This is a genomic window from Pseudarthrobacter phenanthrenivorans (genome assembly GCF_000813845.1).
GTDB classification, from domain to species: domain Bacteria; phylum Actinomycetota; class Actinomycetes; order Actinomycetales; family Micrococcaceae; genus Arthrobacter; species Arthrobacter phenanthrenivorans_B.
Map to the genome: position 1 here is coordinate 1 of NZ_JWTB01000012.1, position 20,858 is coordinate 20,858.

General features: G+C 66.0%; 22 protein-coding genes, 1 tRNA gene and 1 other RNA gene. 18 read left to right on the plus strand and 6 right to left on the minus strand.

The features are described 5' to 3' along the window. Nucleotides 1-442 precede the first annotated feature (442 nt). The 7 genes from RM50_RS06010 (at nt 443) to RM50_RS06040 (ending at nt 5,427) form a co-directional block, all read left to right on the plus strand. On the plus strand, nt 443-862 hold the full coding sequence (locus RM50_RS06010) for a DUF3052 domain-containing protein (RefSeq protein ID WP_043451133.1): 420 nt from the start codon (nt 443-445) through the stop codon (nt 860-862). Continuing rightward, nucleotides 859-1,353: a peroxiredoxin gene (locus RM50_RS06015; protein WP_043450936.1), complete on the plus strand. Its 495-nt coding sequence runs from the start codon at nt 859-861 to the stop codon at nt 1,351-1,353. Before RM50_RS06010 ends, RM50_RS06015 begins: the two co-directional genes overlap by 4 nt. A gap of 6 nt (nt 1,354-1,359) precedes the next feature. Beyond that, complete coding sequence (locus RM50_RS06020; protein WP_043450938.1) at nt 1,360-2,280, plus strand: NAD-dependent protein deacetylase; 921 nt, start codon at nt 1,360-1,362, stop codon at nt 2,278-2,280. Between the two features lie 100 nt (nt 2,281-2,380). After that, nucleotides 2,381-2,453: transfer RNA gene (locus RM50_RS06025), tRNA-Val, on the plus strand. Nucleotides 2,454-2,548: 95 nt separating this feature from the next. After that, the gene (locus RM50_RS06030; protein ID WP_043450939.1) at nt 2,549-2,839 is read left to right on the plus strand and encodes a hypothetical protein; all 291 of its coding nucleotides are present in this window, start codon (nt 2,549-2,551) and stop codon (nt 2,837-2,839) included. Nucleotides 2,840-3,123: 284 nt separating this feature from the next. Then, complete coding sequence (locus RM50_RS06035) at nt 3,124-3,921, plus strand: IclR family transcriptional regulator (protein WP_043450941.1); 798 nt, start codon at nt 3,124-3,126, stop codon at nt 3,919-3,921. Nucleotides 3,922-4,080: 159 nt separating this feature from the next. Further along, nucleotides 4,081-5,427 (plus strand): MFS transporter, encoded by a 1,347-nt coding sequence (locus RM50_RS06040; RefSeq protein ID WP_043451134.1) that lies wholly within the window; start codon nt 4,081-4,083, stop codon nt 5,425-5,427. A gap of 217 nt (nt 5,428-5,644) precedes the next feature. Here RM50_RS06040 and RM50_RS06045 read toward each other — a convergent pair whose 3' ends face one another. Next, nucleotides 5,645-6,709, minus strand: a complete 1,065-nt coding sequence (locus RM50_RS06045) for a D-2-hydroxyacid dehydrogenase (protein WP_043450942.1) — start codon at nt 6,707-6,709, stop codon at nt 5,645-5,647. 60 nt (nt 6,710-6,769) lie between these two features. Between RM50_RS06045 and RM50_RS06050 the strand changes: the two genes are divergently transcribed. From RM50_RS06050 to RM50_RS06060, 3 genes are read left to right on the plus strand one after another with little or no spacing between them, the layout of a single operon-like run. Continuing rightward, complete coding sequence (locus tag RM50_RS06050) at nt 6,770-7,699, plus strand: NAD(P)-dependent oxidoreductase (RefSeq protein ID WP_043451136.1); 930 nt, start codon at nt 6,770-6,772, stop codon at nt 7,697-7,699. Then, nucleotides 7,696-8,466, plus strand: a complete 771-nt coding sequence (locus RM50_RS06055; RefSeq protein WP_043450943.1) for an SDR family oxidoreductase — start codon at nt 7,696-7,698, stop codon at nt 8,464-8,466. The genes RM50_RS06050 and RM50_RS06055 overlap by 4 nt, the downstream gene beginning before the upstream one ends. Next, nucleotides 8,466-9,530: an L-idonate 5-dehydrogenase gene (locus tag RM50_RS06060; protein ID WP_043450944.1), complete on the plus strand. Its 1,065-nt coding sequence runs from the start codon at nt 8,466-8,468 to the stop codon at nt 9,528-9,530. Before RM50_RS06055 ends, RM50_RS06060 begins: the two co-directional genes overlap by 1 nt. A 3-nt stretch (nt 9,531-9,533) precedes the next feature. Here the strand turns inward: RM50_RS06060 and RM50_RS06065 are convergent, their stop codons facing one another. Continuing rightward, nucleotides 9,534-10,259, minus strand: coding sequence for a FadR/GntR family transcriptional regulator (locus RM50_RS06065; RefSeq protein WP_043450945.1), 726 nt, complete (start codon nt 10,257-10,259; stop codon nt 9,534-9,536). A gap of 233 nt (nt 10,260-10,492) precedes the next feature. On the opposite strand from RM50_RS06065, the gene gndA reads away from it, so the two are divergent. Then, nucleotides 10,493-11,929, plus strand: a complete 1,437-nt coding sequence (gndA, locus tag RM50_RS06070) for an NADP-dependent phosphogluconate dehydrogenase (RefSeq protein WP_043450946.1) — start codon at nt 10,493-10,495, stop codon at nt 11,927-11,929. 77 nt (nt 11,930-12,006) lie between these two features. Here the strand turns inward: gndA and epsC are convergent, their stop codons facing one another. The 3 genes from epsC to msrA form a co-directional block, all read right to left on the minus strand. Then, nucleotides 12,007-12,591 (minus strand): serine O-acetyltransferase EpsC, encoded by a 585-nt coding sequence (gene epsC / locus RM50_RS06075; RefSeq protein ID WP_018769514.1) that lies wholly within the window; start codon nt 12,589-12,591, stop codon nt 12,007-12,009. Nucleotides 12,592-12,630: 39 nt separating this feature from the next. After that, nucleotides 12,631-13,566, minus strand: coding sequence for a cysteine synthase A (gene cysK, locus RM50_RS06080; RefSeq protein ID WP_043451138.1), 936 nt, complete (start codon nt 13,564-13,566; stop codon nt 12,631-12,633). 64 nt (nt 13,567-13,630) lie between these two features. After that, nucleotides 13,631-14,155 carry a peptide-methionine (S)-S-oxide reductase MsrA gene (gene msrA, locus RM50_RS06085; RefSeq protein WP_043451140.1) on the minus strand — a complete coding sequence of 175 codons (525 nt, stop codon included), beginning with the start codon at nt 14,153-14,155 and terminating at the stop codon, nt 13,631-13,633. Between the two features lie 110 nt (nt 14,156-14,265). Between msrA and RM50_RS06090 the strand changes: the two genes are divergently transcribed. Further along, complete coding sequence (locus RM50_RS06090; RefSeq protein WP_430929390.1) at nt 14,266-15,189, plus strand: Nif3-like dinuclear metal center hexameric protein; 924 nt, start codon at nt 14,266-14,268, stop codon at nt 15,187-15,189. Nucleotides 15,190-15,327: 138 nt separating this feature from the next. Then, nucleotides 15,328-16,065, plus strand: coding sequence for a zinc ribbon domain-containing protein (locus tag RM50_RS06095; RefSeq protein WP_043450948.1), 738 nt, complete (start codon nt 15,328-15,330; stop codon nt 16,063-16,065). Between the two features lie 12 nt (nt 16,066-16,077). Here the strand turns inward: RM50_RS06095 and RM50_RS06100 are convergent, their stop codons facing one another. Then, nucleotides 16,078-16,842: a YaaA family protein gene (locus tag RM50_RS06100; protein WP_043450949.1), complete on the minus strand. Its 765-nt coding sequence runs from the start codon at nt 16,840-16,842 to the stop codon at nt 16,078-16,080. 56 nt (nt 16,843-16,898) lie between these two features. Here RM50_RS06100 and rnpB point away from each other — a divergent pair. The 5 genes from rnpB (at nt 16,899) to RM50_RS06120 (ending at nt 20,830) form a co-directional block, all read left to right on the plus strand. Continuing rightward, nucleotides 16,899-17,285: RNase P RNA component class A (gene rnpB, locus RM50_RS20185), an RNA gene on the plus strand. Between the two features lie 44 nt (nt 17,286-17,329). Beyond that, nucleotides 17,330-17,863, plus strand: a complete 534-nt coding sequence (locus RM50_RS06105) for a TspO/MBR family protein (RefSeq protein ID WP_043450950.1) — start codon at nt 17,330-17,332, stop codon at nt 17,861-17,863. Nucleotides 17,864-18,126: 263 nt separating this feature from the next. Continuing rightward, entirely contained in the window at nt 18,127-19,605 is a 1,479-nt protein-coding gene (locus tag RM50_RS06110) for a glyceraldehyde-3-phosphate dehydrogenase (RefSeq protein WP_082006998.1), read from the plus strand. A 74-nt stretch (nt 19,606-19,679) separates the two neighbouring features. Further along, nucleotides 19,680-19,889, plus strand: coding sequence for a hypothetical protein (locus RM50_RS06115; RefSeq protein ID WP_043450952.1), 210 nt, complete (start codon nt 19,680-19,682; stop codon nt 19,887-19,889). Nucleotides 19,890-20,014: 125 nt separating this feature from the next. Next, entirely contained in the window at nt 20,015-20,830 is an 816-nt protein-coding gene (locus tag RM50_RS06120) for an HNH endonuclease family protein (RefSeq protein WP_043450954.1), read from the plus strand. Nucleotides 20,831-20,858 lie beyond the last annotated feature (28 nt).

Consider the following 20,858-nt stretch of genomic DNA (forward strand, 5'->3'; position numbering starts at 1 on the left):
CTTCTCCTGCAGCCACGTCCAACCTCTCTTTGCGCGCATGAATCGGCGCACTCAGGCCAGGCAGGGTGACTGCCCGGCGTACATACGCCGTGTGCGACGTATCGGTTACAACAGCCCGGGCATGTGTGCCGGGCAGCTTCCTAGCGCTCCTATGTCTGCATGGAGTCACAAGGTTGTCGTCCTGCAGGCATAGTTGTCACCAGCCACTCTAGCCCTGACCGCAAGACGATGCGTAGCTGCGGCCGGGTCCTGCGGTTGTATTTCGTTCGTCATACTGATTGTGTGACGAAAAGCCCCTGCGACGGGCCGTCCGCAGTGCGGTGTGACGCAGAATATGCGCAATACCGGGGGCGGCAGCTTGAAGCGCAGGCACAAAGGGTGTTGGCTTGGGAGTAATGGAAATCACTATGCGCACCGCATATATGAGGTATTGGAGGAACACGTGAGCGAGGCCGACGCCGCCACTTCGGTAAATGTGGCGGAAAAATTGGGTTTCAAGAACGGGGATCTGATTCAGGAGTTCGGTTACGACGATGATGTCGATTTCGACTTGCGTGACGATATTGAGGACCTCACCGGTTCCGAATTGCTGGACGAGGACGACCATGAGGTAGCGGATGCCGTGATCCTCTGGTGGCGCGACGGCGACGGGGACCTGGTGGACAGCCTTGTTGATTCCCTCACCACCCTTGGCGAAAACGGCGTCGTATGGGTCCTCACCCCCAAGTCGGGTCGTGATGGCTACGTTTCGCCCGCGGACATCCAGGAAGCGGCACCCACGGCCGGCCTGCACGTCACCACTTCCGCCGGGGTATCCAAGGACTGGAGCGCCACCCGCCTGGTCAGCAGGAAGAACAAATGACGGCAGCGGTCGAGGCCGCGTCCGCCGCTGTTCCCGGGCTGGGTTCGCTGGCGCCCGATTTCGAGCTGGCCAACCAGTACGGCGAGCCGGTGAAGCTGTCATCCTTCCGCGGCCGGAACGTGGCGCTGGTCTTCTACCCGTTCGCATTCTCGGGAATCTGCACGGGTGAGCTCTGCGAGATCCGGGACAACCTGGGCATGTTCGAGGATTCCAATGCGGTGGTCCTGGCCGTGTCCGTGGACAGCAAGTTCAGCCTTCGCGCCTATGCGGAACAGGAAGGCTACGGCTTCGACCTCCTTGCGGACTTCTGGCCGCACGGGGCCGTTGCCGACTCCTACGGCGTGTTCGATGCCGGCAGCGGCATGGCAAAGCGGGCCACCTTCATCATTGATGCCGGTGGAAGGGTCCGTTACAGCGTGGTCAATCCGCGGGGGCAGGCGCGGGACTTCAACGAATACCGCAGCGTCCTGGCGGAGCTGGGACGGGCCTGAAGCACCATGGCTGAGCAGCGGCGGGGGACGGGTCTTACCGGCTTCGCCAGCATGCCGCCGGTGGCCCCGGCCCCGCTGTCGCCGCACGAGCTGGAAGTACTGGCCCGGATCCGTGACCTGCTCGCCGGTGGCCGCTTTGCGCTGTTGACAGGAGCCGGCCTGAGCACGGATTCGGGGATACCGGATTACCGCGGTCCGGACTCGCCGCCCCGGTCGCCCATGACCTACCAGGAATTCGTCAGGAACGCGGCCAACCGGCAGCGCTACTGGGCCAGGAACCACATTGGCTGGTCGCATATGCGGCACGCCGATCCCAATCCGGGGCATTTCTCCGCCGCCGAACTTGAGCGCCGGGGCTACCTCACGGGGCTCATCACCCAGAATGTCGACAGGCTGCACCAGGATGCGGGCAGCTCAAACGTCGTTGATCTCCATGGCAGGTATGACCAGGTCATCTGCCTGGACTGTGGCCGCACCTACTCCCGCCGCCTGCTGGCAGGTGTTTTCGAGGAGCTCAATCCCGGGTTCCTGGAGCGGGCAGCAGCCAGCGGGCTGGTGGAGATGGCCCCGGATGCCGACGCCACCGTGGAGGACCAGGCCCTCATCGGCAGTTTCGTTGTGGCTGTTTGTCCTGCCTGCGGTGGCACCCTGAAGCCTGATTTTGTCTATTTCGGGGAAAACGTGCCAAAGGACCGGGTGGAGCGGTCATATGCAATGGTGGACCGGGCCGAAGCGCTGGTGGTTGCGGGCTCATCGCTGACCGTTATGAGCGGCCTTCGGTTTGTCAGGCACGCAGCCAAGGAGGCCAAGCCGGTGGTCATCATCAACCGTGGCGCCACCCGCGGCGACGACAAGGCAACCATCAAGCTTGAGGCAGGCGTCAGCCAGGCGCTGGCCTACCTCGCGGCCGAACTCCCGGCACTGTAGCGGACCTGCGTACCGTTCGTGGATTGGCGTTTACCGTCCTTGGTCGGGTAGAGTCTATGTTCGTTGGTTGCGGCGGATTGGCCGTCAACAGCGCACATCAGGGTCTTTAGCTCAGCTGGTAGAGCGCCACGTTTACACCGTGGATGTCATCGGTTCGATCCCGGTAGGACCCACGAACGGAAAACCCCGTTGCCCACGCCTCCTGGCCAGGGCAGCGGGGTTTTTGCGTTCCGCCACCAATGTCAGTGCCCTGCCATAGCCTGCCGGAATGGAACACGTCATAGTGCGCACGGACAGTGAGGGACGGCCGACGGCGGTCGTGGGCAAGGGCAGGGAATGGGCCGTGGGTGCGCCCCCGGTGCGCTGGTTCGAACGCATCAATTGGTGGGAAAGCAGCCGCCGCATGCCCAAGGGCAGGGGCGGCGTCGACGTCGAAGTTCTGCAGATCCAGGTCAGGCTTGGTGCCAACACCAGGTCCGCGCTGACCACCATGTACCTGGAACGCGACGGGGTGGGCGGCAGTTGGCGTCTTCGGGAGTCCGTGGCGGGTGCGGCCTGACAGCGTGGCGCCTGCTCCCGGCTCCGGGCTGCTCCGCCTGCTTCCTGGCCCGGCCACTTCACGGGCATTGGAAAACCCTCCACCGCGACTATTGGGGGATGCCGCGGTGGAGGGCCTGCGACGAATATACCGTGAACTTCCGGAAACAAAAAGTCATGCCGCGGCTGAGGCCTTCCGCTGTGGTCCCCCCGCGTAATGACCCGCAAAACAGCCATTATGATGGTTTGTGTTCAGCAGAATGGACAGCACAGCGACGAAGCGCAAGCGCCTTATTAAGGAGAATCATGGCCGATTCCCGTACCCCACGCTCCTCCGACGGACAGGGGAGCGCTTCGCCGGCGCCGGCGGTCACCCGCGCTGCGGCAGTGCTCGAAGCGCTGGCTGCCTCCCCAGGTGGAAGGCTCACGCTCAGCGACCTGGCGCGCGAACTGGGAATTCCGAAATCCTCAACGTCGAACCTGCTGCTGGCGCTGGAGGAAGCGCGCCTTATTAACCGGCAGGGCGCCGAATTCACGTTGGGGCGCAAGCTTGTCGAACTCGGCGCCGCCTACCTGAGCCGGATGGACGAGGTCCAGGAGTTCTATCGGTACTGTGAGCAGGCCCCCACCCTTTCCGGCGAGACGGTTCGGATCGCCATGCTGGACGGGACCAATGTCATCTATCTGGCCCGCTATGAAGGCCACCCCGCTGTCCGGTTGACGTCCAATATCGGCGACAAGATGCCGGTCTCGCTCTGCGCGGTAGGCAAGGCCCTGATCGCCAGGCTCCACGACCATGACATTGAAGACATGTTCCCGGACGACGCCGAACTGCCCGTCCTGACGCCCAAATCCCTACGGACGGGACGTGAGCTGAAGGACCAGCTCCAGGCCATCAGGGAACAGGGCTACGCCTTCGAAGATGAAGAATCAACCACCGGAGTGGTTTGCCTCGGGGTTGCCGTGCCCACCAGGGGCTCGCACGGGCCCAGCCTGGGATTGTCCGTGACGGCGCTCAAGGCCACCTATACGGAGGAGCAGGGCGCCCGGATGGTGAAGGAACTCCAGGAGCTTGCCCGGTCCCTCGGCAACCCCATGGGCTAGGAGGAGCTTCCAGGAAGACGGCCTTGGCGCATTTTCCGCAAAGTGCTATTGCCGGTTGTCCATTATGTTGTACTCTGTTCAACATGGTGATCGGCACTACTGGTGCTGTCGCTGACCCGCCAGGCCAACGGGGGCCTGGTGCGTGAAGAGGGAGTTCTTGTGACAACTCGTACTAATGCACCGCATGCCGCGGACGGCACCATCGTCGACGCGGACCAGTTGCGGAGGGCAACTCTTGCCAGTTCCGTCGGCTCCGCCCTGGAGTACTACGACTTCTATATCTACGGCCTGGCGTCGGCCCTGATTTTCGGACCGCTGTTCTTCGCGCCACTGGGCGAGAGCGGCGCCGTCATCGCTTCCTTTGCCACCTACGGAGTGGGCTTTGCCGCCCGGCCCTTCGGCGGCGTGGTCTTTGGCCACATCGGTGACCGGTTTGGCCGCAAGATGGTCCTGATCCTCACCATCGGCCTGATGGGCATGTCCAGCTTCGCCATCGGCCTCCTGCCCACATTCGAACAGGCCGGAATGCTGGGAGCAGTCCTGCTGGTCACCCTCCGCATCCTCCAGGGCCTCGGCGCCGGAGCCGAGCAGGCGGGCGCTACAACCCTTATCTCCGAGGTGGCACCGCGCCGCCGTCGTGGTTTCTTCGCCTCCCTGCCGTTCGTCGGCATCCAGCTGGGCACCCTGCTCGGAGCCGGTACGTTCGCGCTCATGGCGCTGGCGGACAAGGCCGTCCTGCAGGGCTGGTTGTGGCGCGTGCCCTTCCTGGCCAGCGTCATCCTGATCGCCATCGCGGTCTTTATCCGCCTGCGCCTGAAGGAGACCCCGGTCTTCCAGGAACTGGAAAAGCACAAGGCGGTTGTGAAGAATCCCGTAGGCCAGATTTGGAAGCATTCCCGGAAAAACGTCCTGGTGGGCATCGGGCTGCGCATGGGCGAGAACGGAAATTCCTCCATCTACTCGGCCCTGCTGGTCTCCTTCATCAGCCTGCCTGCCGGCGTCTTTGCCGGTGACAAGTTCGTTGGCCCCACCGGGCTGCTCATTGCTGCCGCCTTCGCCGCCGTCATGGTGGTCGCCTTCGGTGCCCTTTCCGACCGCTACGGACGCGTTCCGGTCTACCGCTACGGAGCCCTGTTCCAGGCGGTCATCGCGCTGCCGGCCTTCTACCTGGTGACCCTCGGCAACGCCACGCTCGTGTGGGTGGTCATGGTGGTCGGTATTGCCCTGGGTGTGCAGGCCATGCTTGGGCCCCAGTGTGCCCTCCTGCCTGAACTGTTCGGGTCCCAGCACCGCTTCACCGGCGTCGCCCTGAGCCGGGAGATCTCCGCGGTCTTCGCCGGTGGGTTCGCGCCGATGATCGGTGTGGCGCTGCTGGCTGCCACCAACCACTCCTGGCTGGTTCCGGCGATCTACTCGCTGGTGCTCGCGTTGATTTCGTTCGTCACCACCTTCTTCACCCCGGAAACCGTAGGGCGTGACCTCGTCCTCATCGAGGACGCCAGCTAGCCTTACGCCCAAGGCCCGGCCGGTCCATCCGGCCGGGCCTTTGCCATGCCCAGGGACTGTCCCCCGGCCCGCCTCGGGCCGGGCTGCCGGAATGCCGGAATGCCGCCGGCAGGGCCCTGGCAACGGCGGCGTTAAAGCAAAGGACGGCCGCGGCCCCTGCAGGGGGAGCCGCGGCCGTCCGGTGCCGGGCCGGCGGGCCCGGAACGGCAGGCGTTGCTTAGTAGAAGTGGACGGTGTCCACCAGGTGCGGCAGCTCGCCACCGTCAAGGAAGGTGCGCAGGTTGCTGCAGAACCGCTCGGCGATGAGCCGGTTCTCCGCGGCGCTGAGCGCCGACGTGTGCGGTGAGACCAGGACCCGGGGGTGGCTCCACAGTGGGCTGTCGAGGGGGAGCGGCTCCACCGCGAACACGTCCAGGCAGGCGTAGGATACCTGGCCGTTGTCCAGGGCCTCCAGCAGCGCCTCCTCGTCCACCACGGTGCCACGTCCGACGTTGACGAATACCGTTCCCGGCTTCATGGCTGCGAAGACGGCGCGGTTGAAGAGCTTGTCGGTGTATGGCGTGCCGGGCAGGGTGTTCACCACCGCGTCGGCGCTCGCCAGGAGCCCGGCGAGGCCGTCATTGTCCGTCACTGCTTCGATTCCCGCCAAAGGCTCCACGGTCCGTTTGGTTCCGCTCACTGTCATGCCGAGGGCGCGGGCAAGGCGGGCCGTCTCCAGGCCAATCTCCCCGAGGCCGGCCACCACCAGCTTTGAGCCGCTGACCAGCCGGGTGAGGGTGCGCAGTTCCGGCCAGGATTTTGCCTGCTGGTCGCGCACCAGTTCGCCGGTCCGCTTGAAACCATTGAGTATTCCCATGGCGGCGAACTCTGCCAGCGGGAGGGCGTGGACACCGGCGGAGGTTGTGATCTGGAATTTCTGCAGGGTCTTCCGGTCCAGGCCCGATGCCTTCACGGCACCTCCCGCCCCGGCAGCCATGGCATGGACCCACTGCAGGTGCCCGTTCTCTTTTGCGACCCGGGCCAGGCCTGCCGGGCTTTCATTGGGGAAGCCGTACAGTACCTGGGCGCTGTTGAGCATGTGCCAATAGCGCTCCTCCTGTTCGGGGGTCCGTTGGAATCCGGGATCCCCTGCGTGGTCGGCCGGAAAACGTTCCGGCGGCAGCAGGTCCGGCTGGTACAGGACGGTTACGGACGGGTCGACGGCCCGGATCTGGTCCACAAGCTCTGCTTCGAGCGGGACAGCGATGGCCACGGTAAGTGCAGATGTCATAGTGTTCATCATACTGAATGACGGCTAGGATATTGAACAGCTCGGATGAATTACGACGACGTGAGGCTGGACATGGAGGACAAGCAGGCGGGCTTTGCAGGCCTGGGGCTGATGGGGAGCCTGATGGCGGAAAATGCCGTCAGGCAGGGATGGCGCATCACCGGCTGGAACCGGTCCCCGGGCGCCGTGGCCCGGCTGCTGGATCAGGGTGGTACTGCGGCCGCCACCGTGGCGGACATGCGCGACCTGCCTGTCATCATCTTCATGCTGCCGGACCTGCCCCACATCGAGGAAGCGGCGGCAGGCCTTCTGCTCAGCTGGCAGCAGCGGCTCCCGGCTCCCGGCACCGTCCTGCTGGTAATGAGCAGTGTCTCGCCAACGGGCATTCGGGATTTTGGGCAGCATGTCCGTCTCGCCAGCGGCGGCAACGCGCAGGTGGTCGATGCCCCGGTCAGCGGCGGCACCAAGGGCGCTGCCGACGGCACCCTGGCAATCATGGCCGGCGCCGACGACGCGGCAGCGTTCCAGCATGTTGAGCCCCTCCTTGGGACCATGGGCACCACAGTCCGCCACCTCGGCCCCCTGGGGGCAGGGTCGCTGGCCAAGGCGTGCAACCAGCTGGTGGTGGGAACCACGACGGCGGCCCTCGCCGAAGCTGCCGAACTCGCCGAGTGTTCCGGGCTCGATCCCGCAGCCTTGTTTGACGTGCTGGCCGGTGGCCTGGCGGGAAGCCGGGTCCTGGACATCGTCGGGCCCCGGCTGGCCCGCAAGGACTACACCCCCACCGGCCCGGCCAAGTTCATGCACAAAGACCTGTCCTTCGTGCTGGACGCCGCCAACGCGGCAGGAACAGCGACACCCATGGCGGCAGCCGCCGTCGAACTGTACGCAGAACTGAAGCGGCAGGGCCTGGGCGACCGGGACCTCGCCGTGGTACGCGAAACCATTGCCAACCTCAGCCAGCAAGCCGCTGCAGCGGCGGAAGGAACAGTTGCACCATGACATCGCTTTTTGATTTGACCGGCCGGGTTGCGTTGGTAACTGGGTCGAGCCGGGGGATTGGTTCTTCCCTGGCGCGGGCGTTGGCGGACGCTGGCGCCACGGTGGTGCTGAACGGGGTGAACGTGGAACGGCTCAAGGAAGCAGCCGCTGCGATGGCGGCGGATTTCCCGCCGGGCCGGGTGCACTGCGTGGCGTTCGATGTCACCGATGGCGGGGCCGCGGCGCGCAGCATTGCGTGGATCGAAGAGAACGTGGGTTCGCTGGAGATCCTGGTGAACAACGCCGGGATACAGCACCGCGTGCCGATGCTGGACCTGGACGTCGCTGACTGGGAACGGGTGCTCTCCACGGACCTGACCAGCGCGTTCCTGGTTGGCCGCGAGGCCGCCCGGCGCATGATTCCCCGGGGCCGGGGCAAGATCATTAATATCTGCTCGGTGCAGGCGGACCTGGCCCGGCCAACGATCGCCCCTTATGTGGCGGCGAAGGGCGGTCTGCGGAACCTGACCCGGGCCATGACCGCGGAGTGGGCGGCCTCCGGGCTGCAGGTCAACGCGATCGCGCCGGGCTATATCCATACCGAGATGACGCAGAACCTGGTGGACGACGGGGAGTTCAACTCCTGGATCCTGGGCCGGACCCCGGCGCACCGGTGGGGCACCGTCCAGGACCTCGCGGGCCCTGTGGTGTGGCTGGCATCTGAGGGGTCAAACTTCGTGAACGGGCAAACCATCTTTATCGATGGCGGAATGACGGTGGTGGTCTGATGCTTGCAACCACAGGAGAACTCCCCGCAACCGGGCCGGCCCTGGTGGCGCACGCCGCCGGGGACCTGCGCATCGACGAGGTCCCGCTGCCCCAGCCCGCACCGAACGAAGCCGTGGTGGAGGTCGCGTTCGGCGGGATCTGCGGCTCGGACCTGCACTACTGGCTGCACGGGGCTGCGGGGGAGTCGATCCTGAAGGCCCCGCTGGTCCTGGGCCACGAAATCTCCGGCGTGGTGGTCCGCGCGGCAGCGGACGGGTCAGGGCCGGAGGCCGGGACCGCCGTCGCCGTCCACCCGGCAACCCCGGGCCCGGGCGCCGCCCGGTATCCGGCGGACCGGCCGAACCTGTCCCCGGGCTGCACCTACCTGGGCAGCGCGGCCCGCTACCCGCACACGGACGGGGCGTTCAGCCGGTACGTCACCCTGCCGGTGCGGATGCTCCGGCCCCTCCCGGTAGGCATGAGCCTTCGGACTGCGGCACTGATCGAACCGGCGTCCGTCGCCTGGCATGCCGTCGCACGCGCCGGTGACGTCCACGGAAAGACTGCGCTGGTCATCGGTTCCGGGCCCATCGGAGCCCTCGCCGTCGCCGCCCTGAAGCATGCCGGCGCCGCCCGCATCACCGCCGTCGACCTGCACCCCAGGCCCCTGGAGATCGCCAAGGCCGTAGGGGCAGACCAAGTGATCAACGCGGCCGACGCCGCAGCGATCGCCGCCGTCGAGGCCGACGTCGTGATCGAATCCTCCGGCAACCACCACGGCCTCGCCTCCGCCATCAACGGCGCGGTCCGCGGCGGCACCGTGGTGATGGTGGGCCTGCTGCCCACCGGCGCCCAGCCGGTCCCCATCTCGCTGGCCATCACCCGCGAACTGGACCTCAAAGGCTCCTTCCGCTTCAACGACGAGATCGACCAGGTCATCGCCGCCCTCGCGGACGGCTCCCTGCACATCGACCCCGTCATCACCCACGAATACGCCCTCGCAGACGCATTGCACGCCTTCGAAACCGCCAAAGACTCCACCACCTCCGGCAAAGTCCTCCTCAGCTTCGGGGCTGGGGCCTGACGGTTACTGCCTCACGGGGATGAAGACGCGGGGCTGCTCGGTCCACGTGTCGGCCATCTGGGACATGGTGCGGCGCATGATCCGGTCGGAGGCCTCGCGGGCGGACGCGGCGTCACCCCTGGCAATTGCCTCGGCCACGTCCTGGTGCCACTGCAGGGCGGCCTGGTGCGGGTGGTCGGGCATCAGGCCGTGGACGGTTCGGCCGGTCAGGGTTTCGGCCACCTGTCCCATCAGGTTGGCGAACATTTCGTTGCCGGAGCCGGAAAGCAGCAGCGAGTGGAAACGGATGTCCAGTTCCAGGAAGCGTGCAACTTCGCCGTTGTTGCCGGCTTCCCGCATGGCCCGGGCCACGTCCACCAGTTCCATCCGCAGCGGCGCCGGCGCGTTTTGCGCTGCCAGCTCCGCGGCTGCGGGCTCGACGGCGGCACGCAGCTCGGCAAGGGACCGCAGCTGGGCGCCGCGGGCGTCACTGGCCAGCCGCCAGCGGATCACCTGCGGATCGAAGGGGTTCCAGCGGCTGGCGGGAAGGACCCGGATGCCCACCCGTTTGGTGGTTTCCACCAGTCCCAGGGACTGCAGGACGCGCACCGCCTCGCGGATCACCGACCGTGACACCTGGAGTTCGTCCTCCAGCTGTTCGGCGAGCATCACGTGGCCCGCGGGGAGGTCCCCCGAGATGATCCGGGTGCCCAGGTTGTCGATGGCACGGTGATGCAGGCTGCTGGTCATGCTGCTAAGCCTAGTTGTTGCCAAACCCCAGATTGAGCGTGTGTCCTCCGCGGCTGGGTGCGGCAGGGGTCGCGGCGCGGGGCCCCGGACCGACACAATGGGTTCCATTACGCGGCCGTTACTTTCGCGTCACCGCCAGAATATATATGCTTTATTCCGACCCCTGAATGACCCGGCGCCTTCCCACCCTGCGGAAACGGGCGCCCGGGGCAAACTACGAATTGGAGTTATTGATGTCTGCACACATCGGTGTCACCGGCCTGGCCGTCATGGGCGCCAACCTCGCCCGCAACCTCGCCCGTAACGGCTTCACGGTTGCCCTGCACAACAGGTCGGTGGAGAAGACGGACGCACTGCTGGAAAAGCACGGCTCGGAGGGTGACTTCATCCGGACCGAAACCCTGCAGGAACTGGTTGATTCGCTGGAGAAGCCGCGCCGTGTCCTGATCATGGTCAAGGCCGGCAAGCCCGTGGACTCGGTCATCGAACAGCTCGAGCCGCTGCTGGAGCCGGGCGACATCATCATCGACGCCGGCAACTCGCACTACGAGGACACCCGCCGCCGGGAGGCCGCGCTGGCCAAGAAGGACCTGCACTTCGTGGGCGTCGGTGTGTCCGGCGGCGAAGAGGGCGCCCTGAATGGCCCCTCCATCATGCCCGGCGGCTCCAAGGAGTCCTACAAGGCCCTTGGCCCGCTGCTGGAAAAGATCTCCGCAAAGGTCGACGGCGAACCCTGCTGCGCCTGGATCGGCACCGACGGCGCGGGCCACTTCGTCAAGATGGTCCACAACGGCATCGAGTATGCGGACATGCAGGTCATCGGCGAGGCCTTCGACCTGCTGCGCTCCGGTGCGGGCATCGAGCCTGCCGAGCAGGCAAAGATCTTCTCCGAGTGGAACCAGGGCGACCTTTCGTCCTTCCTCATCGAAATCTCCGCCGAGGTCCTGGGCCACGTTGACGCCAAGACCGGCAAGCCGTTCGTCGACGTCGTCGTTGACGCTGCCGGCCAGAAGGGCACCGGCCGCTGGACCGTCATCTCCGCACTGGAACTGGGCTCGCCGGTTTCCGGCATCGCAGAATCCGTCTTCGCCCGTGCTCTCTCTTCCCAGGCCGGGCAGCGCAAGCTGGGCCAGGAACTGCTGGCGGGCAACGAAGCCACCGTGGAAATCCCGGAAACCTTCGTCGAGGACGTCCGACAGGCCCTCTACGCCTCCAAGCTGGTGTCCTACGCACAGGGCCTGGACATGCTCACGTCCGCCGCCAAGGAATACGGCTGGGACCTGAAGCTGGACGAAATCGCCTCGCTGTGGCGGGCAGGCTGCATCATCCGCGCTGAGCTGCTCAAGGACATCACCAAGGCCTACGCCGCGGACCAGAAGCCGGCGAACCTGCTGTTCGCTCCGGCGTTCACCAAGGCCATCGCCGACGCCCTCCCCGCATGGCGCCGCGTGGTTGCCACCGCCGTCCAGCTGGGTATCCCGGTGCCGGTGTTCTCCTCGTCGCTGGCCTACTACGACGGGCTGCGCCGCAAGCGCGTGGCCGCCGCCCTCATCCAGGGCCAGCGCGACCTCTTCGGTGCGCACACGTACGGCCGCGTCGACGCCGAAGGTACCTTCCACACCCTGTGGGGCGAGGACAAGTCCGAGGTTGAAGCGGTGGACACGCACTAGCACCTGCTGACGGCAAAGGCGGGCCATTTCCCGGTAATCCGGGGAATGGCCCGCCTTTTGCTGTTGCTGCCGGAAGATCAGATCCGGTATTCGATGTCGTATTCGGCCGGGTCCACGGCGGGCTTGGTTTCCCGCTGGGCATCCCGGTGCCGCCACTTGGCAGGAACGCCGGTGACGATGGATTCCGGCGGCGCGTCCTTGACCACAACGGCATTGGCGCCCACGGCGCTGTCCCGCCCGATGGTGATAGGTCCCAGGATCTTGGCGCCGGCGCCGATGGTGACGCGGTCACCGATCGTGGGGTGGCGCTTGATCCTGGCCAGCGAGCGGCCGCCGAGCGTCACACCGTGGTAGATCATCACGTCCTCGCCGATCTCGGCGGTCTCCCCAATCACCACACCCATTCCGTGGTCAATGAAGAACCGCCGGCCGATCGTGGCGCCCGGATGGATTTCGATGCCGGTCCAGGAGCGGCCGAGCTGTGACAGGAGCCGGGCCGGAAAGCGCAGCGAGGGGTTCTGCCACATGCGGTGCGTCAGCCGGTGGATCCAGATCGCATGCAGGCCGGAATAGGCGAAAAAGTTCTCGAAAGAACCTCGAGCCGCCGGGTCGTGGGACCGGGCGGCGTCGAGGTCTTCCTTTAATCTTGCGAAAAAGCCCACAAAGTTCTTTCTACAGGAAACGGGCGGATGGCGGTTTGATCAGCCGCGGATGTCGTCATAGAGGACGGTGGAGATGTAACGCTCACCGAAGTCGCAGACCACGGCAACGATCAGCTTGCCGGCATTTTCCGGCCGCTTCGCCAGCTCAAGGGCGGCCCAGACGATGGCGCCCGAGGAGATGCCGCCCAGGATGCCTTCCTTCACGCCGAGTTCACGTGCAACGCGGACAGACTCCTCGAGGGGAGCGTCGATGACCTCGTCATAGACGTTGGTGTCCAGCAGTTCGGGGATGAAATTGGCACCCAGGCCCTGGATCTTGTGCGGTCCGGGGGCACCGCCGTTCAGGATGGGGGAGTCCTTCGGTTCCACGGCCACGATCTGTACGCCGGGCTTGCGCTCCTTCAGGACCTGGCCCACGCCGGTAATGGTTCCGCCGGTGCCCACGCCTGCCACGAAGATGTCCACGGCACCGTCGGTGTCCGCCCAGACCTCCTCGGCAGTGGTCTTGCGGTGGATCTCCGGGTTGGCCTCGTTGGCGAACTGCTGGGCCCAGATGGAGTTTTCCGTGTTGGCCACGATTTCCTGGGCCTTCTCCACGGCGCCGCGCATGCCTTCGGATCCGGGGGTCAGCACGATATCGGCACCGAAGGCGCGCAGCATGACCCGGCGTTCGGTGGACATGGTTTCGGGCATGGTGAGGATGACCTTGTAACCGCGGGCCGCGCCCACCATGGCCAGGGCGATGCCCGTGTTGCCGGAGGTGCCCTCGACGATGGTGCCGCCGGGCTTCAGGGCACCGGACTTTTCCGCGGCGTCGATGATGGCAACACCGATGCGGTCCTTGACGCTGTTGGCCGGGTTGTAGAACTCCAGCTTCACGGCAACGGTGGCGTCCAGTCCCTCGCTGAGCCGGTTCAACCGAACCAGCGGGGTCCCGCCGACCAGCTGCGTTACATCGTCATAGATCCGTGCCATGTACATACGCCTATCTCTAAGGGGTGAATACTGAGGTCAGCCTAACGAGGCCGCGTAACGCTGGCTAAGCGTTAAGCCATGCAGAGTAATATTTCCGGGCCTTGGCCAGCTTGGGGTTGATGATCACCTGGCAGTACCCCTGTTCGGGATGCTTGGCGTAGTAGTCCTGGTGGAATTCCTCTGCCACGTGGAACCGGGGCAGCCGGCTCACCTCGGTGACGATCGGATGCGGCCACAGCGCCTGGTTGCGTTCGATGGCTTCCTCAAACAGGATCTTTTCCTCAGTGGTCTCGTAGAACATCGCGGAGCGGTACTGGGTGCCCACGTCGTACCCTTGGCGGTTCAGCGTGGTGGGGTCGTGCAGGGCGAAGAACATGTCCAGGATGACCTCGGCCGGGATGACCTCCTCATCGAAGGTCACCGCCACCACCTCGGCGTGCCCGGTGGTTCCGCTGCAGACCGAGTAGTAATCCGGATGCGGGTCATGCCCCCCGGTGTAGCCCGACACCACCGAGGTGACGCCCCTGGTCTTCTGGTAAACGGCGTCGAGGCACCAAAAGCAGCCCCCGCCCAGAACAAAAGTTTTCATGACCTCTTCAATGGTTGACGGCGCCGGATCATTCCCCGCCGGCATTCCCGGCAGCCCGTTCCCGGCCGCAATCTGCGGCCGGGAACCTGCCATGGGGTAAAACTAAGACTATGGAACCTGTGGACACCGACGTTACCGGCCAGGAAGATCACGACGGCGGAACCTCCTCCGGCACGCCGGCTCCGGCCGGGTCCGTGGACGCCCCCACCCTGGCGGAACTGCTCCTTGCCGTCGAGGAACTGTGGCCCGAGTCCCTGGCGGAGAACTGGGACGAGGTGGGCCTCGTGGCCGGCCACCCATCCGCGCCCGTCAGCAAAGTGATGTTTGCGGTGGATCCCACCCTGGAGGTCATCGACGAAGCCGTTGAGTGGGGCGCCGAACTGCTCATCACCCACCACCCCCTCCTGCTCAAGGGTGTGACGTCCGTCGCGGCCACCACGGCGAAAGGCCGGGCGGTCCACCGGCTCATCGAGGCGGGGACGGCACTGCTGACGGTGCACACCAACGGCGACTCCGCCGTCGGCGGTGTTTCCGATGTCCTGGCCGATGCCCTGGGGCTCCAGGACGTCGCGCCGCTGTCCATGGCAGCCAACGGGCTGCCTGAGGAAGGCATCGGGCGCGTCGGCGACCTTACCGACGCCATGAGCCTGGGCGACTTTGCCGCACGGGTGTTCGGGATCCTGCCGTCGGTTGCCGGGGGAGTGCGGGTGTCCGGCGACAAGGACGGACTGGTGCGGCGCATTGCAGTGTGCGGCGGTGCCGGCGACTCCCTTTTTGACCAGGTGCGGGCCAGTAACGCCGATGTCTACGTCACCGCCGACCTCCGCCACCACCCTGCCTCCGAGGCGCGAGAGGCGGCACTTAATGGGCGGCCCTACTTGGTGGACGTCTCGCATTTCGCGAGCGAATGGCTCTGGCTTCCAGCCGCGGCAGGGGCGCTGGGCAACGTGCTGGCGGACCAGGGGCACGAGGTGGAGATCCGGGTCAGCACCACCAACAGCGATCCGTGGGACTTCATCCTGACTCCGGGGTGACTCGCCGCCGGTCAGCGCAAGCTTCCGGTCCGGACATTTCATCCGCCCGGGCACGGCCGGCAGGGCCAGGCGCTAGAGTCTAGGAAGCGCCGGTTCGGTGCCCGGCCCACAGCCGGTAGGAATCAAGCGGAGGTAGAAGTGGCCAAGGCAGCACCGGCGGAACAGTTGAAATTGCTCGAACTGCAGGGCTTTGACGCCAAGCTCAAAGCCCTGGCCACCCGCCGCCGCTCGCTGGAAAACGATCCCCGGATCAAGGACCTCGAGGCCGCGCTCTCCGTTGCGAACGGGGAACTGGGCGCGGCGAAGGTGGCCGTGCACGACGCCGAAGCCGCGCTCAAGCGGGCGGAGGCCGACGTCGAACAGGTCGCCTCACGGATCGAACGCGACGAAGCCCGGCTCAACAGCGGCACCGGACTGTCCAAGGACCTGGTGGCCCTGCAGAAGGACATCGCCTCGCTCAACAAGCGCCGCTCGGACCTGGAGGACGTGGAGCTCGAAGTCCTGGAGCAGCTGGACACGCTGCGGGCGCGGCAGGCGGCGCAGCAGCAGATCGTTGACGACATCCAGGGCTCCTTCGGCGCCATCAGGGCCGAACTCGATGCAGCCCTGGCAGAGGTTGAAACGGAAGCCTCCGGGCTGCGGGCGCAGCGCAGCGAATTCGCCGCAGGGCTCGACGGCGGGCTGCTCGGCGTCTACGAAAAGACCCTGGCCCGGCGGGGGGTGGGCGCGGCACGGCTCTTCCACGGCACTTCCGAAGCCTCCGGCATGAAGCTCAGCCCGGGCGACCTCGCTGAAATCAAAGCCGCGGCGCCCGAGGACATTGTCTTTTGCCCCGATTCCGGCGCCATCCTGGTCCGCTCCGACGAGTGGTCCTGACGGCCGGGGACATCAGCCCGGAAGGATGATGTTCAGGGCATGCGGCTTCCGGGCCGTGGCCGGCACCAGCTCGGCGTCCCACTTTTCGCGGACGGCCTTCAGCAGGTCCGACGGCGTCCCGGGAGCTTTTCCGCGGCGCACCAGCAGGTGCCGCGCCAGTTCGCCCCGGGTGTGCTTGGCGAAATGGCTTACCACCTTCCGGACGCCGGCTGCCTCCGTGAAGACATTGACCGAGACGGTCTGCTCCGGCGGCGGCGCCCAGGCGGCGGCGTAGGTGCTGGACCGGCAGTCCACCAGCAGGTGTCCCTCTGCCGCGGCCCCCAGCGTGTCGCCGAGCTGCGCCTTCCAGAACGGAGCCAGCCGGCCGACGTCGGGCAGTGCCGCAGCCATGGACAGCCGGTAGGCAGGGACGCGGTCGGCGAAGCGCAGGGCGCCCCACAACGCCGAGATGACCAGCACCGATTCGTCCGCCTTCCGGCGCTGGGCCGGGGTGAGGCTTCGGTAGCCCAGGGCGTCGTACAGGACGCCCGAGTAAATGCTGTGTGCCGGCGCGGCAGGCTCGGCGTGCAGCCGGGTATTGCGTTCAACGTCACCGCGCAGCGAAGCGCCGACTCCCAGCAAGGCGAGGGCGTCCTGGTGGGCGCTGGCCGTTCCCAGCGCCTCCAGGACCTTGGCCCGGTATGGATTGAGTTCCGGAAAGCCCAGGGAGGACCAGTCGACGGCGGGACCGCGGAGGGCGGGTGTCTTGCCTTCGGAGGGGGGAAGCAGAATCAGCACCGTCCGATCCTACCGGCGACAAAAGCGGCGGCCTGCGCCGGTAGACTTGACGCGGATGGGACAGCCAGACGGCCGCGCGCCACGCAAGTGGCTCGAGGAACGTCCGGGCTCCGCAGGGCAGGGTGGTGGGTAACGCCCACTCGGGGTAACCCGCAGGCCAGTGCCACAGAAAACAGACCGCCTGCAGTTCCGGCTCCGGCCGGGGCGGCAGGTAAGGGTGAAACGGTGGTGTAAGAGACCACCAGCTTCCCGGGTGACCGGGAAGGCTAGGTAAACCCCACCCGGAGCAAGGCCAGACAGGACACGTTTGAGGGCTGCCCGCCCGAGTGTCCGGGTAGGCCGCTGGAGGGTGCCGGCAACGGTACTCGTAGATGGATGGCCGTCGCTCCCATGGCCGGCAACGGCAGGGAGAACAGAACCCGGCGTACCGGCTGTCCCATCCACCACCCCCGTTTGACCTTGGGCTTTGTGTTCGCGATGCTGTACCGTGCCCGTAATTCCTGACACGCATCCAGCAGCCCCCAACGGCTTCCCCGGTTTCCGTTCCCAGATCATCGCCCTCGCCGGATTCCTGGCGCTGTCCGCCGCGGCCTGGACCCTCGCCTCGGTTCCCATCATCCTGAATTCGAACGGCTGGTACGCCGGCTCCGTGAAAGCGCCGTGGATGCCGCCGTCGTGGATGTTCCGGACCACCTGGATGCTTCTCTACGCCGGGGTGGCCGCAGCGGCCTGGCTGGTGTGGCGCAAAGGCGGACTGACGGGTGGCGCCCGTGCCGGGTACGTGGTCCAGCTGCTGCTGAACACTGCCTGGCCGGTGGCCTTCTTCGCCATGTACCCCATGCTCGGCACGGCAGCCCTCTGGACTGCGTTCCTGGTGATCTGCGTCCTCACGGCAACCCTGGCATTCCTCATTCTGCGGTTCGGGCCCGTGGACGCCGCCGCCGGGATCCTGGTGCTGCCCTACTTCTCCTGGCTCGTTTTCTCCGGAAGCCTGAATCTCTATTCAGCCCTTCATAACTGACGAACGACCGCCCACCGGCCCAGGCGCCCGTGTGAGTGATTTCACGCAGCGCAAGCGTGTTCCCTGCACCTGGCCAAATTAGAATGGATTCCGGACGCAGGAGTTCTACCGCCGAAAGTTGCGTTCGCAACCGGCGGTTTTTCTTTGCACGCGATCCAGGTGCCTGGGGGCCATCCCTGCAGGCGCCGGTGCCCCTGGACATCATCAGGTGGCCTACATCTGTGTACGAGGACGTACACGGCTGAACCGAGGAAGGTATTTCTGTGAGCCAGACGTCTGATTCTTGTCTTGATACGTGGATGGGCCGGGAGGCCCTCGCCGAGGCCATGATCCCGGTGATCGGCAGGCTGTACCGCGAAAACAACGTGGTGACCAGCATCCACGGCCGGAGCCTGATCAACAAGTCCACCATGAACATCCTCAAGGCGCACCGTTTTGCACGCCGCATGAGCAAGGATGAACTGCTCCTGGAGGAAACCGCGCCCCTGCTGAACACCCTGGCCGGACTCGAACTCGGTGCAGCCGCGATCGACATCGCCCGCCTGAACCAGAAGTTCAAGGAAGAAGGCAACGGCGCCACCCTGGAGGAGTTCCTCCGCGAAGAACTCGCCGACATCGTGGGCAAGCGCGGCGGCGACGACCGCACCAGCACCGACGTCGTGCTCTACGGCTTTGGCCGCATCGGCCGGCTCCTGGCCCGCCTCCTCATCGAAAAGGCCGGTGGCGGCCACGGCCTGCGCCTGCGCGCCATCGTGGTGCGCCGCGGCTCCGACAACGACCTCTCCAAGCGCGCCAGCCTGCTGCGCCGCGACTCCGTCCACGGCTCCTTCGAGGGCACCATCCGCATCGACGAGGCCGCCAACACCATCACGGCCAACGGCGTCCAGATCCAGGTCATCTACTCCAACGACCCCGCCACCATCGACTACACCGCCTACGGCATCAACGACGCCCTCGTGGTGGACAACACCGGCCGCTGGCGCGATGCCGAAGGCCTGTCCCAGCACCTGCAGAGCAAGGGCGTGGCACGGGTCCTGCTGACCGCACCGGGCAAGGGCGAGCTGAAGAACATCGTCCACGGCATCAACCACCGGGACATCACCGACTCGGACCGCATCGTCTCCGCCGCGTCCTGCACCACGAACGCCATCACCCCGGTCCTGAAGGCCATCAACGACAAGTTCGGCGTGGTGCACGGCCACGTGGAAACCGTCCACTCCTTCACCAACGACCAGAACCTGATCGACAACTTCCACAAGGGTGACCGCCGCGGCCGGTCCGCTGCCCTGAACATGGTCATCACCGAAACCGGTGCCGCCAAGGCAGTGGCGAAGGCCCTGCCCGAACTCCTGGGCAAGCTCACCGGCAGCTCCATCCGCGTCCCCACCCCGGACGTGTCGCTGGCCATCCTGAACCTCAGCCTGGAAAACGGCACCACCAAGGACGAGGTGAACAACTACCTGCGCGAGATGTCGCTGCACTCGGACCTGCGCAAGCAGATCGATTACATCGATTCACCCGAGGTCGTTTCCACCGACTTCGTGGGCTCCCGCCGCGCCGGCATCGTTGACGGCCTCGCCACGGTCTCCACCGACAAGAACCTGGTCCTGTACGTCTGGTACGACAACGAATTCGGCTACAGCTGCCAGGTGGTGCGCGTGATGGAGGAGATGGCCGGCGTGAACCCGCCGTCCTTCCCTGCCAAGGAAAGTGCCGCGGCACTCGCCGCAATTGCCGTCTGACCGGTTCCGACACGTTCGGCGAATTCCCGGCTGGTTCTCTGGAATCAGCCGGGAATCGGTACCACACTGGTGGCATGGACAACGAATCGACACTTCAGCACGAAACAACCCTCGAACACGCCCTGGACGTGGCGAAAGCCAACCACAAGGAAGCGGTGCGTCTGCTTGAGCACGCCCGCGCGGCACAGAAGACCGGAGACGTCAGCGAGGACCGCGTGCGCCAGCTTGAGGGGCTGCTGGCCATCGCCGAGGAAGACCTCCGGCGGGTCACCAGGGAGCAATAAGCCAGGATGCAGCCCCGGCCGTGTGACCCATCACTCGTCCTCAACAGTGTGGATATCAGCGGCCGGGGCATCGCTTTGTCCTAGGCTCTTGGGGTGCCCGACATTCCCCATCCGGCGTCAGCGCCATGAGCATCAAATGGTCCGCCTACCGCCGCACCCGGCGACGTTCCCGGCAGGCCTGGGCATTCCTCGGCACCGCTGCTGCCGGTATCCTTGCCGTTCTCTTCTGGTTCTTTACCTCCGGCCAGTTCGGCGCAGCGGGCGCCCGGCCTGACGGGCCAACGGAGGCCCCCGTCTTCGACAGTGCGTGGATGAAACCGGTCCAGGAGCCCCGCCCGGTGCCGGAGGGCAGCGCCCTCGCGGCCCTGGACGGCCTGGCAGTGAAGGGCAGAGCCCCGAACACCGGCTACAGCCGGGAGGCCTTTGGCCAGGCCTGGCTCGACGTGGACCGGAACGGCTGCGACACCCGCAATGACATCCTCCGCCGCGACCTGGCCGGCGTGGTCTTTTCCGAGGGCTCCACCTGCAAGGTTACGGCCGGGCACTTCCGCGAACCTTATACCGGCCGGGACATCGACTTCCGCCGTGGCCAGGACAGCAGCCGTGAGGTCCAGATCGATCATGTGGTGGCTTTGGGCGACGCCTGGCAAAAAGGGGCGCAGGGCCTGGACCCAGTGCAACGGCAGAGCCTCGCGAACGACCCCCTGAACCTCATCGCGGCGGACGGTGCAGCGAACCAGCAAAAAAGTGCCGGAGATGCTGCCACCTGGCTGCCGAAGAATACGGCCCTGCGCTGCCACTACGTGGCCCGCCAGATCTCGGTGAAGTCCGCCTACGGGCTGTGGGTCACGGCAGCCGAAAAGGACGCCATGAAGAAGGTCCTCTCCACCTGCCCCCAGCAGCCGACCATCAGAGTCCAGCCCGCCCACGCCGCCGGCTGACCCGCGGAGATCCGGGGAAAGGCTCGTC

Excerpts from the sequence above, each read along its gene's own strand:
- RM50_RS06015 (WP_043450936.1), top strand. The coding sequence starts at position 859 with ATGACGGCAGCGGTCGAGGCCGCGTCCGCCGCTGTTCCCGGGCTGGGT.
- RM50_RS06020 (WP_043450938.1), top strand. The coding sequence starts at position 1,360 with ATGGCTGAGCAGCGGCGGGGGACGGGTCTTACCGGCTTCGCCAGCATG.
- RM50_RS06030 (WP_043450939.1), top strand. The coding sequence starts at position 2,549 with ATGGAACACGTCATAGTGCGCACGGACAGTGAGGGACGGCCGACGGCG.
- RM50_RS06035 (WP_043450941.1), top strand. The coding sequence starts at position 3,124 with ATGGCCGATTCCCGTACCCCACGCTCCTCCGACGGACAGGGGAGCGCT.
- RM50_RS06045 (WP_043450942.1), bottom strand. The coding sequence starts at position 6,709 with ATGATGAACACTATGACATCTGCACTTACCGTGGCCATCGCTGTCCCG.
- RM50_RS06050 (WP_043451136.1), top strand. The coding sequence starts at position 6,770 with ATGGAGGACAAGCAGGCGGGCTTTGCAGGCCTGGGGCTGATGGGGAGC.
- RM50_RS06055 (WP_043450943.1), top strand. The coding sequence starts at position 7,696 with ATGACATCGCTTTTTGATTTGACCGGCCGGGTTGCGTTGGTAACTGGG.
- RM50_RS06060 (WP_043450944.1), top strand. The coding sequence starts at position 8,466 with ATGCTTGCAACCACAGGAGAACTCCCCGCAACCGGGCCGGCCCTGGTG.
- RM50_RS06065 (WP_043450945.1), bottom strand. The coding sequence starts at position 10,259 with ATGACCAGCAGCCTGCATCACCGTGCCATCGACAACCTGGGCACCCGG.
- gndA (WP_043450946.1), top strand. The coding sequence starts at position 10,493 with ATGTCTGCACACATCGGTGTCACCGGCCTGGCCGTCATGGGCGCCAAC.
- cysK (WP_043451138.1), bottom strand. The coding sequence starts at position 13,566 with ATGGCACGGATCTATGACGATGTAACGCAGCTGGTCGGCGGGACCCCG.
- msrA (WP_043451140.1), bottom strand. The coding sequence starts at position 14,155 with ATGAAAACTTTTGTTCTGGGCGGGGGCTGCTTTTGGTGCCTCGACGCC.
- RM50_RS06090 (WP_430929390.1), top strand. The coding sequence starts at position 14,266 with ATGGAACCTGTGGACACCGACGTTACCGGCCAGGAAGATCACGACGGC.
- RM50_RS06115 (WP_043450952.1), top strand. The coding sequence starts at position 19,680 with ATGGACAACGAATCGACACTTCAGCACGAAACAACCCTCGAACACGCC.
- RM50_RS06120 (WP_043450954.1), top strand. The coding sequence starts at position 20,015 with ATGAGCATCAAATGGTCCGCCTACCGCCGCACCCGGCGACGTTCCCGG.